Annotated in this window: 13 protein-coding genes and 1 tRNA gene; 3 read left to right on the plus strand and 11 right to left on the minus strand. The window is 59.2% G+C overall.

Annotated elements, in window-relative coordinates; translation table 11 throughout:
* Positions 1–339: 339 nt before the first annotated feature.
* The 8 genes from lon to ACFC5L_RS13150 form a co-directional block, all read right to left on the minus strand.
* On the minus strand, positions 340–2,730 hold the full coding sequence (gene lon / locus ACFC5L_RS13115) for an endopeptidase La (protein ID WP_375202485.1): 2,391 nt from the start codon (positions 2,728–2,730) through the stop codon (positions 340–342).
* Between the two features lie 517 nt (positions 2,731–3,247).
* The gene (gene clpX, locus ACFC5L_RS13120) at positions 3,248–4,534 is read right to left on the minus strand and encodes an ATP-dependent Clp protease ATP-binding subunit ClpX (RefSeq protein WP_375202484.1); all 1,287 of its coding nucleotides are present in this window, start codon (positions 4,532–4,534) and stop codon (positions 3,248–3,250) included.
* Positions 4,535–4,770: 236 nt separating this feature from the next.
* Positions 4,771–5,397, minus strand: coding sequence for an ATP-dependent Clp protease proteolytic subunit (locus ACFC5L_RS13125; protein WP_375202483.1), 627 nt, complete (start codon positions 5,395–5,397; stop codon positions 4,771–4,773).
* A gap of 306 nt (positions 5,398–5,703) precedes the next feature.
* The gene (locus tag ACFC5L_RS13130; protein ID WP_375202482.1) at positions 5,704–6,624 is read right to left on the minus strand and encodes a JmjC domain-containing protein; all 921 of its coding nucleotides are present in this window, start codon (positions 6,622–6,624) and stop codon (positions 5,704–5,706) included.
* A gap of 152 nt (positions 6,625–6,776) precedes the next feature.
* The gene (gene tig / locus ACFC5L_RS13135) at positions 6,777–8,135 is read right to left on the minus strand and encodes a trigger factor (RefSeq protein ID WP_375202481.1); all 1,359 of its coding nucleotides are present in this window, start codon (positions 8,133–8,135) and stop codon (positions 6,777–6,779) included.
* 84 nt (positions 8,136–8,219) lie between these two features.
* Positions 8,220–8,304: transfer RNA gene (locus ACFC5L_RS13140), tRNA-Leu, on the minus strand.
* 208 nt (positions 8,305–8,512) lie between these two features.
* Positions 8,513–9,016, minus strand: a complete 504-nt coding sequence (locus ACFC5L_RS13145) for a GNAT family N-acetyltransferase (RefSeq protein WP_375202480.1) — start codon at positions 9,014–9,016, stop codon at positions 8,513–8,515.
* On the minus strand, positions 9,013–10,611 hold the full coding sequence (locus tag ACFC5L_RS13150) for an NAD(P)H-hydrate dehydratase (protein ID WP_375202479.1): 1,599 nt from the start codon (positions 10,609–10,611) through the stop codon (positions 9,013–9,015). The genes ACFC5L_RS13145 and ACFC5L_RS13150 overlap by 4 nt, the downstream gene beginning before the upstream one ends.
* Before the next feature lie 94 nt (positions 10,612–10,705).
* Between ACFC5L_RS13150 and ACFC5L_RS13155 the strand changes: the two genes are divergently transcribed.
* Positions 10,706–11,044: a P-II family nitrogen regulator gene (locus ACFC5L_RS13155; protein WP_375202478.1), complete on the plus strand. Its 339-nt coding sequence runs from the start codon at positions 10,706–10,708 to the stop codon at positions 11,042–11,044.
* Between the two features lie 75 nt (positions 11,045–11,119).
* Here ACFC5L_RS13155 and ACFC5L_RS13160 read toward each other — a convergent pair whose 3' ends face one another.
* Together ACFC5L_RS13160 and ACFC5L_RS13165 are read right to left on the minus strand one after the other, a co-directional pair.
* A complete protein-coding gene (locus ACFC5L_RS13160) occupies positions 11,120–11,773 on the minus strand; it encodes a VPLPA-CTERM sorting domain-containing protein (protein WP_375202477.1) in 654 nt (217 codons plus the stop codon).
* 745 nt (positions 11,774–12,518) lie between these two features.
* A complete protein-coding gene (locus ACFC5L_RS13165; RefSeq protein WP_375202476.1) occupies positions 12,519–13,205 on the minus strand; it encodes an SOS response-associated peptidase in 687 nt (228 codons plus the stop codon).
* A gap of 202 nt (positions 13,206–13,407) precedes the next feature.
* Between ACFC5L_RS13165 and ACFC5L_RS13170 the strand changes: the two genes are divergently transcribed.
* Together ACFC5L_RS13170 and ACFC5L_RS13175 are read left to right on the plus strand one after the other, a co-directional pair.
* Positions 13,408–13,851, plus strand: coding sequence for an NUDIX hydrolase (locus ACFC5L_RS13170; RefSeq protein WP_375202475.1), 444 nt, complete (start codon positions 13,408–13,410; stop codon positions 13,849–13,851).
* A gap of 32 nt (positions 13,852–13,883) precedes the next feature.
* Positions 13,884–14,330 carry a TIGR02301 family protein gene (locus ACFC5L_RS13175; protein ID WP_375202474.1) on the plus strand — a complete coding sequence of 149 codons (447 nt, stop codon included), beginning with the start codon at positions 13,884–13,886 and terminating at the stop codon, positions 14,328–14,330.
* Between the two features lie 21 nt (positions 14,331–14,351).
* Here ACFC5L_RS13175 and pyrC read toward each other — a convergent pair whose 3' ends face one another.
* Positions 14,352–15,392 carry a dihydroorotase gene (pyrC, locus tag ACFC5L_RS13180; protein WP_375202473.1) on the minus strand — a complete coding sequence of 347 codons (1,041 nt, stop codon included), beginning with the start codon at positions 15,390–15,392 and terminating at the stop codon, positions 14,352–14,354.
* Positions 15,393–15,489 lie beyond the last annotated feature (97 nt).

Here is a 15,489-nt window from a genome sequence, read left to right on the forward strand (position 1 = left end):
TCGGGAGTTGAAAACTGTCGACCTCGGAGCGTTTTACTCGCCGTCGCGAGGCCAAAGCCAAGGAAAAATGGCGTAAAATAAGGCTTTCCTTTCCCCATAGGGGTTAAGCCTCTGATTTTGCTTGGCTATTCATTTATTGCTTTTTCGTTCGCAAAAGCGAAAAAGCCCGGAAAACAAGGGTTTCCAACGAAAAACCGCCCCCAAAAGGGGGCGGCCGATTCGTTTTGAGGGCGAAAAACGCCGCCTGGAGCGCCGGGCGAAAAAGTGGAAACCGGTTTTTCGCGCAACCGGCGCGACCATAAAATTGCTTTATGGCCGCCGCCGATCAATCCGCCGAGCCTAGTGGGTGACGACAGAGGCGCCGTCGCCGGCCTCTGACCCCGGCGCAGGCTCCACCGGCTCAGCCCATTCAATGGGCGTGAGCTTTTGCGTCAGAGCGTGGCCCAAGACCTCATCAACCGTCGAGACAGGGATGATTTTCAGGCCCTCTTTCACATTATCCGGAATGTCAGCGAGATCTTTTTCGTTCTCTTCCGGAATGAGCACGGTTTTAACCCCGGCCCGGAGCGCCGCAAGGAGCTTTTCCTTCAGGCCGCCAATGGCAAGCACCCGACCGCGCAGCGAGATTTCGCCGGTCATGGCGATATCCTTATGCACCGGCACGCCCGTGAGGACAGAGACGATCGCGGTCGCCATCGCAACGCCCGCGGATGGGCCGTCTTTCGGCGTCGCGCCTTCGGGCACGTGGATGTGAATGTCGGTCTTGTCGAAGACCGGCGGTTCAATGCCAAAGGCGGTCGCCCGGCTGCGCACGTAAGACGACGCCGCAGAGACGGATTCCTTCATCACATCCTTCAAATTGCCCGTCGGGGTCATCTTGCCCTTACCCGGCATTTTGACGCCTTCGATGGTGAGAATCTCACCGCCGACGCTGGTCCAGGCAAGGCCCGTTACGACGCCAACCTGATCTTCGCGGTCGATCTCGCCATGACGGTATTTTTGAACGCCGGCATAGTCGCCGAGATTGTCAGCGGTGACGGCAACTTTTTCCGCCGCGCCGGTTTCAAGATCGCGCACCGCCTTGCGCACGAGCTTGGAGAGTTCACGCTCAAGGTTCCGGACGCCCGCTTCGCGGGTGTAAAGGCGGATCAAGGCCATCAGACCATCATCGTCGATGGACCATTCATCTTCCTTCAACCCATGGTTTTCCAAGAGCTTCGGAATCAAATGCCGGCGTGCAATCTGCAGCTTCTCATCTTCCGTGTACCCCGGAATGCGTATGATCTCCATCCGGTCCAGAAGCGGCTGCGGCATGTTGAGCGAGTTCGCCGTCGTAATGAACATCACGTCGGAGAGGTCGTAATCGACTTCGAGATAGTGATCTGAAAAGGTCGAGTTCTGCTCGGGGTCGAGCACTTCCAGAAGCGCCGACGCAGGGTCGCCGCGGAAGTCCTGACCCATCTTGTCGATCTCATCCAGAAGGAAGAGCGGGTTCGACTTCTTCGCCTTCTTCATGGACTGAATGATCTTGCCCGGCATCGAGCCGATATAGGTGCGGCGGTGACCGCGGATTTCCGCCTCGTCGCGCACGCCCCCGAGGGACACCCGCACGAATTCGCGGCCCGTGGCTTCGGCGATCGATTTGCCGAGCGAGGTCTTGCCGACGCCCGGCGGGCCGACGAGGCAAAGGATCGGACCTTTGAGCTTGTTCATCCGCTTTTGCACAGCGAGATATTCGACAATCCGCTCCTTGACCTTCTCAAGGCCGTAATGATCGGTGTCGAGCACCTCCTCCGCCTTGGCGAGGTCTGTTTTCACCTTCGACCGGTTGTTCCACGGGATCGAGGTCAGCCAGTCGAGATAATTGCGGACGACCGTCGATTCCGCCGACATCGGCGACATCTGGCGCAGCTTTTTCAGCTCCGCCTCGGCCTTGGTCTTGGCTTCTTTCGACAGCTTGGTTTTCTTGATCTTGTCTTCGATCTCGGAAAGCTCGTCGCGGCCGTCATCGGTCTCGCCAAGCTCCTTCTGGATCGCTTTCATCTGTTCGTTGAGATAATATTCGCGTTGCGTCTTCTCCATCTGGCGTTTGACGCGATTGCGGATTTTCTTCTCAACCTGAAGGACGCTCATTTCGCCTTCCATAAAGGCGTAGACGCGCTCCAGCCGCTCGGCGACGCCGGCGATCTCGAGCAGTTCCTGTTTTTCGTTAATCTTGATGTTGAGATGCGACGCAACCGTATCGGCAAGCTTTGCATAATCGTCGATCTGGCTGATCGACACGATGACTTCCGGCGGCACGCGCTTGTTGAGTTTCACATAGGACTCAAACTGCGCAACGACAGAGCGCGACAGCGCTTCAAGCTCCGCCTCATCGCTCTCGCCTTCTTCAAGATAAACGGCTTCCGCCTCGAAATAGTCATCGGTGCGGACATAATTTTGAATAGTGGCGCGCGCTTCGCCCTCAACAAGCACTTTGACCGTGCCGTCGGGCAGTTTCAAAAGCTGCATCACCGAGGCGACAACCCCGACATCGTAAATGTCTTCAATTTCCGGATCGTCGTCGCTGGCGTCTTTTTGCGCCACAAGCAGTATCTTCTTGTCGTTCTGCATGACGTTTTCGAGCGCCGTCACGGATTTCTCGCGCCCCACAAACAGGGGGACGATCATGCCCGGAAACACGACAATGTCGCGTAGCGGCAGCACGGGATATGTTACGGTATCGCTCATTCATCACTCCTTGAAGGCGCGCCTGACATAGTAGCACACGCCGGATTTTCTCGCGCCCGTCTCCACATTGGGCGGCGGTTCGCCTTTTTGCGCAACGCTTGATGAAAGCCGCCGCGCCTGACACCGAAATCGCCTTTTGCATGGAAGAATGCGGATGGCCGGTGAAAAAGGCTCCTCGCCACCATAAGACAACGGCCGCGAATACGCAGTTAATGTGGCGGTCTTTGACGCAATTTCAAGTCGGCGGGAACGCGCTGTTTTTCCTCAAATTCCATGAAAAACGCCGCCCCGGAGCCCGTTCGGGAAACCAACAAACTCTATGAAAGCCAATAGTCAGACGTCTGAGGCCAAAACCCCATGCGTCTCGGGCTCCAATTAAAAAGAATAAGAGCCTGAGCCGCATCGTGTCCGGGCGTACAGACGTCTGATTACCTAAGTGCTGCGTCTGTAGCCGAATTTCCGCTCAGGCTCTTGGGGGGAGCGGCGCTCAAATTTTACCCAAACGGAGCCTTGCGCGTTACGCGCTCGCATCCGCCTCCATCGCTTCCTTGTCGCGGTCGGCGTAGATGTAGAGCGGTGTGGCGTTGCCCTCGACGACTTCGCCGTTGACCACAACTTCCACAACGCCTTCAAGGGTCGGCAGTTCGAACATCGAATCGAGCAGAATGCCTTCCATGATCGAGCGAAGGCCGCGGGCGCCGGTCTTGCGCGCAATCGCTTTGCGGGCGATCGCCGATTTGGCGTCGTCGGTGAAGGTGAGCTTCACATCCTCCATCTCGAACAGACGCTGATACTGCTTGATCAGCGCGTTCTTCGGCGAGGTCAGGATCTGGATCAGCGCGTCCTCGTCGAGATCTTCGAGGGTGGCGATGACCGGCAGACGGCCGACAAATTCAGGGATGAGACCGAATTTAAGGAGATCTTCGGGCTCGACTTCCTGAAGAATGGCGCCGATGCGGCGATCGTCTTCGCTTTTCACTTCCGCGCCGAAGCCAATGGACGACCCCTGGCCGCGGCCGGCGATGACTTTTTCGAGGCCCGCAAAAGCGCCGCCGACGATGAACAGGATGTTCGTCGTGTCGACCTGCAGGAATTCCTGCTGCGGATGCTTGCGCCCGCCCTGGGGCGGCACGGAAGCGACAGTGCCTTCCATGATCTTCAACAGCGCCTGCTGCACGCCCTCGCCCGAAACGTCACGGGTGATCGACGGATTGTCGGATTTACGCGAAATCTTGTCGACCTCGTCGATATAGACGATGCCGCGCTGTGCGCGCTCGACATTGTAGTCCGCAGACTGCAGGAGCTTCAAAATGATGTTTTCGACATCCTCGCCCACATAACCGGCTTCGGTCAGCGTCGTGGCGTCGGCCATGGTGAACGGCACATCAAGAATACGGGCCAGCGTCTGCGCGAGCAGCGTTTTACCCGACCCCGTAGGACCGATCAGGAGAATGTTCGACTTCGCGAGCTCAACGTCATTGTTTTTCGCTGCGTGGTTCAGTCGCTTGAAGTGGTTATGCACCGCCACGGACAGGACGCGTTTCGCCTGTTTCTGGCCGATGACATAATCATCGAGAACCTTGTGAATTTGCTGAGGGCTCGGAACGCCGTCCGTGGCCTTCACCAGCGAGGATTTCGATTCTTCACGGATGATGTCCATACAAAGCTCGACGCATTCATCGCAGATGAACACCGTCGGGCCCGCGATCAGTTTCCTGACCTCGTGCTGGCTCTTGCCGCAGAAAGAGCAGTAAAGGGTGTTTTTCCCGTCACCGCCGCTGCTTTTGCCGCCGATCTTGCTCACTATAACCGCACTCCTTCGTCGGCGCCGCGCCCGAATCCCTTACGAGCCGCACCCTTCATTATCTTACTGGCGCTAGGCGCCGCGAAGATGACGCCTTTCGGTCGCCTCTACCCCGCCTAGCTGCACGATCGGCGCCAAGGTCACTCAGACCACCCGCCATAGGACCATATTCCGCCCGAACCAATCAAGGAACCATTTCCCCTTTGCCTTAACGGATATGGTGAATTTTCCGTTCCTTACGACTCCGCCGGCGCACTGCGTTCGTTCAAAACCTTGTCAATCAAACCGAAGGAAACCGCCTCTTCAGGGTCCATGAAGTGGTCCCGATCAAGGGTTTTCTCAATGGTTTCATAGGATTGGCCAGTGTGATGGACATAAATCTCGTTCAGCCGGCGCTTGATTTTGATAATATCCTGGGCGTGGCGCTCAATATCGGAGGCCTGGCCCTGGAATCCGCCTGAAGGCTGGTGGACCATGATCCGGGAATTGGGCAGCGAGAAGCGCATGTCCTTTTCCCCAGCCGCCAGGAGCAGCGAGCCCATGGAGGCGGCCATGCCGACGCACATGGTCGAGACCGCCGGGCGGATATAGCGCATGGTGTCGTACATCGCGAGGCCGGCCGAGACCGAACCGCCCGGGCTATTGATATAAAAGGCAATTTCCTTCTTGGGGTTTTCCGCCTCAAGAAACAGAAGCTGGGCGATGATGAGCGTCGAAACCTGGTCGTGCACCGGCCCGGAGAGGAAAATAATCCGCTCTTTCAGGAGCCGCGAATAAATGTCGTAGGCGCGCTCGCCCCGGCTCGACTGCTCGACCACCATGGGGACGAGCGTGTTCATGTAAATATCCAGGGGGTCTTTCATCGACATCCTTCCTTAAGCGTCTTTATGCCTGTGCGGCCTGTTTCTCACCAGTTCCGGAAGGCGTGAGGCGGGTCCTTCCGGTTAAAATTCTTCCTTAAGATGGGGGCTCCGGCGCGCGGCGCCAGCCCTCATTTTGCGCAGCCTAGCGCGCGCCGCTTAAGCGAGGGTTATTCTTTTGAAAATGCAAGGAATTGATTGCTCCCGTTCCGAAACCGGAACGATCGGACGCATGTGGCCGGAGCTGAACTGAGCTGAACTGGGCTCAACGGCGAAAAGCGTCCCGCATCGGGCAGCGTAAATGCCGGGTTAATCCGCCGCATCCCGCTTTGGATCCGAGAGCCGGGCCTCATGACGGCGGCGCACCCGCCCGCGCTGGGCGGCGGCGACCTGATCGAGAAAGCCGGGATCGCCCGCCAGCGCCGCCAGCCTCGCCCCCAGCGCCTTCAGCCGTTCGGCCAGCGCCTCGCGCCCGCCGGGCTGGTCGGGACTGGGCAGATCGTCGCGAAACAGGCTGTCGCGGATCGAGGCGGTCTCCATCAGATCGAAGAGCGCCAGCCCGTTCATTGGAAACACCGAGAAAGTGACGTGAAGGCTGAGCCCCGTGCTGGCCAGCGCATCATGATACTGCCCGCGCGGGACATACATCAGATCGCCGGGCCGCATGACTTGTTCAAACAGAACCTTGCCCTTCGCCTGGTTATGCATCTCCTGAAGGTTCGGCCGCGGCGACGGTTGGCCGACAGGATTGTCAATGCGGCCTTCATAAACACGCCAGTTCTTTTCGCCGGCGATGTGAAAGGCGAAAACCTCGTGGTCGTCATAATGGCTGTCGAAAGCCTGATGGCCGCCGCGCGAACAATAAACATTGGCGCTTGCAAAGCCGAGAAGAGAAGCTTCGAGCGCCGTCGCCACCGCGCGCAAGGCGGGCGTCGTGTTTTCGATTTCATTCAACACGATGGAAGCGCCGCGTTCAAACAACGCCTCGACGCGCGCCGGGTCCGGGCGACGCACGACGCCTTCAAGCGACTGCACCGGCGTGAAAATCTGATCTTGCGGAATGGGCGCGCGGTCAGCCCACATTTTCAAAGTTTGCTCATTCCAGAGCGAACCTTGCGACACCAGACGATTGAGGTCGGCGACGGAAAAGATTTCCGCGCGCGCGCCCGCAGCCGGAATATGAAGCGGCTTTTTGCGGTAATATTCTGCGAAAAACCCGTCGCGGCTCACCGGCGCCAGAATGTCGTCAAAGTCGAGAATGCGCGCCTCCCGCCCAATCCTTTAACGAAAAACGGCGGCGGTAATCCGCCGCCGCTTCAGTAATCAGGATAGCAGGCCCTCAAGGCCCGGATCAACGCAAGCGCGTGACCCTTGCTACGCCATTAGAGATCGCCGTCCGGCTCTTCCATCAGCTTTTCCTTGCTGACGGTTTTGTCGGTCACTGTAGCGCGCTCGATAATGTAATCGACGACTTTTTCTTCGAACAAGGGCGCGCGCACCTGCTGAATGGCTTGCGGATTCTTCTGATAGAATTGCAGCACTTCCTGCGGCGAAATGTTCTGCCCCTGCATCTGCATATACTGGGCTTCCTGAATCGCCTGACGCTGGATCGCCTGCTGCAGCTCTTCTGACGGAACCTTCACATCGGCGCGCTTGCCGATTTCCGCGAGGACTAGCCCAAGGCGCACACGGCGCTCGGCGATCTTGCGATACTCTTCTTTCAGTTCATCGTCGGTCTTGTCTTTGTCTTCTTCATCGCGCTCTGTCGATTCCACCTGGCGCCAGATCTGGTCGAACTCGCCGTCGACCATGCCCTGCGGCAGTTCGAAGTCGTGGGCCTCATCGAGCTTGTCGAGAAGCGTGCGCTTCAGATGGCTGCGCGACAACTCTTTGTACTCGTTCTCAATGCGCTCCCTGATGCGCTTTTGCAGATCGTCGAGGCTTTCAAGGCCGACTTTCTTGGCGAGCTCATCGTCGATCGCCGCCTCTTCCGGCGCGCGCACTTCATGAACCTTCACATCAAAGACCGCCTCTTTTCCGGCGAGGTCCTTGGCGTGGTATTCTTCCGGGAACGTGACTTTCACTTCCACGTCGTCATCGGTCTTGGCGCCGATGAGCTGGTCTTCAAATCCGGGGATGAACTGGCCGGAACCCAGCACAAGCTCAAAGCCTTCGCCCTTGCCGCCGTCGAACTCAACGCCGTCGATCTTGCCGACGAAATCAATCAGGACCTGATCTTTTTCCTTGGCCTTGGCGGTCTTGCCGCGCGCCTTGTAGCTCAGCTGCTGTTCGGCAACCTTGGAAAGCGCCTCGTCCACATCGGTGTCGGGAACTTCCGCGACCGGACGGGTCAGCTTCAGGGTTGAAACATCCATGGGATCGAATGACGGCAGGATTTCCGCGTGCAGATCATATTCAAGATCGGCTTTGCCTTCGATCACGTCGTCGATTTTCGAGGTCAGTTCAGGACGCGGCGTTGTCGCCGGCTGAAGATCACGCTCCGAGAACGCTTTCTGCGAGGTTTCCGTGACAATGTCCTGGATGATCTCGCTCATCATCCCTTTGCCATAGAGCTTCTTGAGATGAGAGATCGGCGCCTTGCCTTTACGGAAGCCTTTCAGGTGGACGCGGCCCTTCACTTCCTGAAGCTTGGTGACAAGTTTCTTGTCGAGCTCCTCGGCGGAGACCTTTACCTGAAACTTGCGGTCGAGCCCTTCGGCGCTTTTCTCAATGACTTCCATTTTTGTCTCGTCTCTAAAATGCCGGTCTCGGCCGGCTGATTCCTGTCTTTCGTCTCGCCCGCCGGGCCAGCGGCCGGCGGCGATTGGTGCGGATGAGAGGACTCGAACCTCCACGCCTCACGGCGCCAGAACCTAAATCTGGTGCGTCTACCAGTTCCGCCACATCCGCAACGCTCGGAGCGCCAAATCCACGCGCAAAGCAAAAGCGGGCCGGCGCGGCTGCGGCGGCCCCCTCGCGAGCGCGCTTCTATAGCAGAGAAAACCTTCCTGTCGAGGCGTCGGAACCCGGTTCCCGGGCCAAATTCTGCGAATTTCGCCCGGGTTTACAGTTTACGCGTTTTCTTGCGGCCAACCGGCTTCCACTTGACCGGAAAACGCTAGGAGAGCCGTTTTTCGAACCACATGACGTCATGGTAACGGCCGAATTTCCGCCCGACCTCATGGTAAGTCCCGATCTCCTTGAAGCCGAACCGCTGATGGAAGCGGATCGAGGCGTCATTAGGGAGGGCGATCCCAGCATAGGCCCGGTGGACGTCCTCGGCCGCCAGCTCGGAAAACAGGCGTTCATAGAGCGCCCGGCCGACCCCGCGCCCGGCGAGATCCGGCGCCGCGTAAATCGTCGTCTCGACGGAGGTCGAGTAGGCTTTCTTGGCCTTGAACGCCATCGACCCGGCATAGCCGGCGAACGCCCCTTCGAGTTCAGCGACAAAAAGCCGGTGCGGGCCCTCTTCCGAGAACTGGGCGAACCAGGGCTCGCGCGCCTCGGTGGTGAAGGCGCCCACATCGAAGGTGACGGCCGTCGTCTCCACGAAATGATTATAAAGCGCCGTGATCGCCTCAAGGTCGCGCCGCTCAGCGCGCCTGACGGAAACCTTGCTCATTGTTGCGCGCCGCCGCCGCCGCCGGGCTGGGCCCCGGCCTGTGATCCTTGCTGCGGCTCCTGCTGGGGCGCTTGTTGCTGGGCCTGTTGTTGTGGAGGGGCAAAAAGCTGGCGGAGGACCGCCGGAACCGCGCCCGGCAGGTCCTCGGCGATGAGGCCCGGCCCGGCGACCTGCCCCGCGGCGCCGTGAATCCAGACGCCCGCCCCGGCCGCCGCGAAGCCATCCATGCCCTGCGCCCGCAATCCCGCGATAAAGCCGGCAAGAACATCGCCCGCCCCCGCGGTGGCGAGATCGGGCGGCGCATTGGCGTTGATGAGAACACGGGCGCCGGCTTCATTCGGCGGCGCGGCGATGACGGTGTCGGCCCCTTTAAGAACCACCACGCACCCCGCCCTGGCGCTTGCAGCGCGCACGGCGGCAAGCTTGCCCTCGCCTTCCTGCAACAGCTTGAACTCTTCAGGAAACAATCTGGCGAACTCGCCGGTGTGCGGCGTCAGCACATCCTCGGGCCGTAACGCCGAAAACACCGCCGCCGGATCGTCGGCGAAACTCGTCAGCGCGTCAGCGTCGAGCACGGCGCCCGCCTTGCTGTTCAAAATCGCCAGCACATTTTCTTTCGTTTTCTCGCCAACGCTATTTGCCGGACCGGCGATAACGCACATGGGAATGCGCTCCGCATCTTTCAGATGCGCGGCGAGATGATCGGCGTTATCCGAAACACGCAGCATAATCGCGGTGAGATGCGCCGCGTGAACGGGCGCTGCTTCCTGCGGCGACAACACGGTCACGAGCCCCGCGCCGATGCGCAGCGCCCCCTCCGCGGCAAGCCGGATCGCGCCGGTGTTCAAGGGCCCGCCGGACACCGCCATGACAGAGCCGCGGGTATATTTATGCCCGCCCCATTGCGGCCGCGGAAACAAGGCGCCCCAAAGCGCCGGGTGATTCTCAAAGGTCTCAACGCCCGCCTTCATGGTCGCTTCATCGCTGATTCCGATATCGGCGATGTCGACGGCGCCGGCGAGCGCACGTCCCGGAAACAGAAGATGCCCCGGCTTTCGCGCCTGAAAGGTGATGGTGCGCGCCGCCTGAACCGCCGTTCCCATCACCGCGCCGGTGTCAGCGTTGACGCCCGACGGCAGGTCGATGGCGAAAACCGGCGCGGGGGCCGCGTTCATCGCCTCAATGGCCGCCTTGGGGGCGCCCTCAACCTCACGCGCGAGCCCGGTGCCGAAGATGGCGTCGACGATCAGCCCGGCGCCGTTCAACACATTCGGTGAAAAAGGCGCGATCTCGCCTTCATAAAGATCGGCCATGAGCCTGGCGTCCCCTTTCAGGGCCTCGCGATCGCCGATGAGGCCGAGGCGCACGCTCCATCCGGCACTCGCCAATTCCCGCGCAACCACAAAACCGTCGCCGCCATTATTGCCGGGACCGCAGACCACCGCCACGGGACGGCGCGACCAGGCGCGCTGAATAAGCTCGGCGGCGCGTTCGCCCGCCGTCTCCATCAGCGCGGCCGACGCCGTTCCGGCATCCATCGCGGCCTGTTCAGCGGCGCGCATTTCCTCGGCCGAGAGCACAAGATATGGATTCACGAGGGTTAGCCGCCTTTCGAATTGAACAATCTGGTGTAAAAAGACTTTAGCAAAGTTCCGGGACCAATCCCAAGCTAACAGATCGCGAGCCGTCATGAAGAAAATCGAAGCCATCATCAAGCCGTTCAAACTCGACGACGTCAAAGAGGCGCTTCAGGAACAGGGCCTTCAAGGCATGACCGTGACCGACGTGCGCGGCTTCGGCCGTCAAAAGGGGCATACGGAGCTTTACCGCGGCGCGGAATATGTCGTGGACTTCCTGCCCAAAGTGAAGATCGAACTGGTCGTCGATGACGGACAGGTCGGACGCGCTGTCGAGGCGATCAAGAACGCCGCCCATTCAGGCCGGATCGGCGACGGCAAGATTTTCGTCTCAACGATTGACGACGCCGTGCGCATCAGGACGGGTGAAACGGGCAGCGACGCGATTTAGCGATTTCACTTTCAGTTAAAAACAAAGGGCGCCGATGGCGCCCTTTTTTGTCTTCGGTTCGCATTAAAGCAGAGATCAAGATGCTTTCCGCTTGCGACCGGCAAGGCGGAATAGCCCGAGCCCCGCCAGCATCAATGGAAACGCCGCCGGCAGGGGAACAGCAGAATCGATCTGTTCTACAATGAAGCGATCATATGCGAGGCGTGTGTTGTAAAATTCTCCCGCATTGCTGGCGTTCCCAAACGCCAACGTAATAATAAACTCCGTATATAAAGACGGATTAAACAGATCAGCGCTAAGGTCTCTACTGTTGAGTGCAGCTCCAGACGTATCCTTAAATTGCAGTTCGATGAGAGCAAGATCAAAGTCTTCCGGCGCAGAATTTCTATATTGAACAAAAAGATAGTCATCCCCGTCTGGCGGCGCATTGTTCAAGACGCCCGCGGTAACAGGCACCGTCGGAATCAAATACGACCCAACATAGCCATCAAAAGAACCGCCAGCATAACGGCTTGAATATGAACTCGCCGGTGTTTGATCCGCTGCCTGGTCGTCGATTACGAAGGAAATTTCAAAGGCGTCTCCAACCTCAAATGGTACTATCATAGGGTCAATACTGAGCGCGAATATCTGACTCACCTCACCGGAGACCGTAACCCTGAACAACGCAGCTTGCGCCGACGCAGAACCAAATACGAAAAAGGCAAGACCCAATAGAAAATGACGCATGATGCTCTCAATACTCTCGCTGGTTTGAACGTTTGCTAATCTGCATAGCGCAAGCGCAAAGTCTAGGCATGATCTCTGGAGAGTTTTTAGGAGTAAAACCCGTATAGGGCGAAAGATCCTCGGTGGATTTTACATGATTGAGCGAAGATCTTCTCGACATTGCCGTCACGATCTCAATCTCAGACAACGACCGGCGGCGGGCCGTAGTATAAGGCCAAACCGGAACCCGTGGATAAATTTTCACGACCTTTTTTCCTGCCGTATACTGCCTGGCAGTCCGGACATTGAGAGGCGGTGAGGCCTGCCGTTCCCATCGGTCCGGATTGCGGCGCGCAGGGCGCGAGGGTTGCGAAACGGAAACCGTCGCGCGCTGGCCGGTCGCAGAGCTCGGGCTTTCTGGCGGCTTAACTCTGGCGCGTAGAAAACGTCAGGGGTCGTCATTACGGCCGGGCCCGCCGACGCTGAACAACGCCGCAAATGCGGGGCGTGATGCGCCCTTAACTTAAAAGTGCGATGGACGTTTCACGCCCCGCACCTCTCTATTCTTTACGTTCGGGCTCGCCGGAGCCGCGGCGGAAGTTGGGGTGTGTTTATTGCTCCGACTATCCCGGCGAAGGCCGGGATCCAGCTAAGGAATGTGCCGGGCGAAGCCCGACTTTTTATCTGGACTGGGCCCCGGCCTTCGCCGGGGTGATCGGAAATGAAGGACCCTAAATACGCAGCCAATCCCGTACGAACGCGGCCCTCACGCCGCAAGCGGCTCAATGAGATGCGGACCGTCATGGCGCGGCGAGTTCACCTCCGTCGAAACGGCGTGGGACGACCAGAAACCCGGCGGCGGCGGCGTCAGCAATCCTTCAAGGCTGACCATGTCGCGCTCATCAGCTTCAAGCCAGAGCTTGTAGGATTCCGGCGCGATCACCACCGGCTCGCGGCTATGGAGGCCCGCCATGTCCTTGCCGGCCGCAACGGTGAGGATCGCCAGCGTGTCGATTTCACCGCCATCGGGATCGACCGCCGTCTCCCAGATGCCGGCGAGGCCAATAAGTCCCTCTTTGCGTTTGTGTATGGCGAAAGGCTGTTTGGCTTTGGCGGGCCGCGCCTGCCATTCGTAAAAGCCGTCGGCGGGAACAAGACAGCGGCGGCGGCGAAAAGCGTTTTTGAAACTTGCTTTTTCAAGCACCGTTTCGCTGCGCGCATTGATGAGCGGGCGCTTGGCGAGATTTTCCAGAAACTCGCCCTTCGCCCAGGACGGAACGAAGCCCCAGCGCATCAGGGAATATTCCCGCGCATGGCGCGCGCTCATGCGGATCGCCGCCACGGGTTGGGTCGGACAGATATTGTAGCGCGGCGGAAAATTATCGCGCACGGGAACGCCGAAATGCTCGCCGACTTCCGCCGGGGCCGATTTGAGGTAGAACCGTCCGCACATCCCGCGCCTGTCCCTTCTGCTATCCACGCTATGACGATAATGATGATCAGACGTTCCTCGCCAAATCACGATACGCCGCCGGCGCGATTCTTTAAGAACAAGAGCCTGCACGGCATGAAGATCCGGCCGGCGAGCATCTGTCCATCTTTGCCCCGCGGCGTTGCCTGCCTATGATCAGGGCTCTTGGAGAATACGGACAATTATGAGCAGCCGGGAAAATATTTTCACCAGCGCCATTATCAGTGTCGGGGCTGTGGTGTTTCGCGGCGACGAGGCGCTCGTGATCCGGCGCGGGCGCGAGCCCCTGAAAGGCCAGTGGTCGATCCCCGGCGGCAAGGTGGATTACGGCGAGCGGCTTCATGACGCCGTCGCCCGGGAGGTGCGCGAGGAAACCGGGATCGAGATCAGGGTGCTGGGCCTTCTCGACGTCTTCGAGAGCCTGCCCGCCGTGGAAGGCGCGCCGCATTACGTCATGATCGACTATGTGGCCGAATGGATCTCGGGCGAGCCGGTCGCCGGGGACGATGCAGACGAGGCTGAATTTGTCCGCTTTGAAGAGGCCAAAGCCCGGATTTCCTGGGACACTACGCGCCGGGCCATGGACCGCGCGGCCGCATGGCGCGGCAAATTCGGAAATTCGTCATAATCCGGCTATATTTGCCGTGAATTAGGAGCGCCATGTCCCGTCGCATCATCATCGCTGGTCTCGCTTTGCTGGCCGCGCCTTTCTCCATGGCGTCGGCGCAGGATTTTGAAACCTATCAGCAGCGTCAGCGCGATCTTTCCGCGCTCGCGGAGCTCTTTGGCGAATTGCACCATCTCCGGCGCACTTGCGATCCGCGTTATGAGGCCGATGTCTGGCGCGAGCGCATGAAAAAAATGATCGAGCTCGAAGAACCCCAGGACGCCGAACGCGAACAACTCGTGCAGGGATTTAACAAAGGCTATCGCAACGCGCAGCGGCGTTATCCGGGTTGTGACCGTCGCGCGCGCGATTACGCCGCCGGGCGCGCCGCGCAAGGCGACGCCATCGTCACGCGCCTGACCGAGGCCTTGCGTCAAGAACAGGAAGCCGAGAGCTTTACGGCGTCGCCTTATGTAATAACGCCGGCGACGGAACAATAAGCTGATTTCGTGAGACGGTTTTTAAGAACCGGCCAGCCGCCAGGTCAGTTTTTCTCCGGCGTGAAACGGCGTCAGGCGCGCATCGTCGGGCCCCACCGCATCCGGAACGATTATTTCCGTTCGCTCCAGCGCAACCTCGCCTTCATTGAGCGGGAGTCCATAAAAGCGCGGCCCGTATTCGGAGGCGAAGGCCTCGAACTTGTCGAGGGCGCCCTCCTCTTCGAAGACCGCCGCGTAACTCTCCAGCGCGAAGGGCGCATTGAAGATGCCGGCGCAACCGCAAGCCGATTCCTTCGCCTCAATCGCGTGCGGCGCCGTGTCGGTGCCGAGAAAGAATTTCGGCGACCCGGATATAGCTGCCGCGCGCAAGGCCAGCCGGTGCTGTTCGCGCTTCGCGACCGGAAGACAGTAATGATGCGGCCGGATGCCGCCCTGAAAAATGGCGTTGCGATTGATGTGCAAATGATGAGGCGTAATCGTCGCCGCGATAGTCGGTCCGGCGGCGTTCACAAAATCCACGGCGTCAGAGGTGGTGATATGTTCGAAGACGACTTTGAGTGCGGGGAAATCCGAAACCACTTTTTTCATGACGCGGTCAATGAATACCGCTTCGCGATCGAAAATATCGACATCGCCGTCGGTGACCTCGCCATGCACGAGCAACGGCATGCCGATGTGCTGCATGACGTCCAGAACGGAATAGATGTTTGCGATATCGGTGACGCCGAAACTGGAATTCGTTGTCGCGTTCGCGGGATAAAGTTTACAGGCGGTGAAAACGCCAGAAGCGTGGCCGCGCTCGACCTCTTTGGCGTCAAGACTGTCGGTCAGATAACAGGTCATCAGCGGCGTGAAGTCGAGCCCCTCGTCGACCGCCGCCATAATGCGCTTGCGATAGGCCTCAGCCGCCTGCGCAGTTGTGACCGGCGGAACCAGGTTCGGCATCACGATGGCGCGCGCAAACTGGCGCGCGGTGTAGTTCACAACTGTTTCCAGCATGGCCCCGTCACGCAGATGCACATGCCAGTCATCGGGCCGGCGGATTACAAGACGGTCCGTCACACGGTCTCCTGATCGTTGGTTTTCGCCATGGCCCGCCTTGTAGGCCGGGGGACGACGGCCGCACAAGAGCCCCTTTGATTATTGGCGAAAGCCCCTT

Origin of the sequence: Hyphococcus sp. (assembly GCF_041986965.1) — a bacterium.
In the GTDB taxonomy this organism is placed as follows: domain Bacteria; phylum Pseudomonadota; class Alphaproteobacteria; order Caulobacterales; family Parvularculaceae; genus Hyphococcus.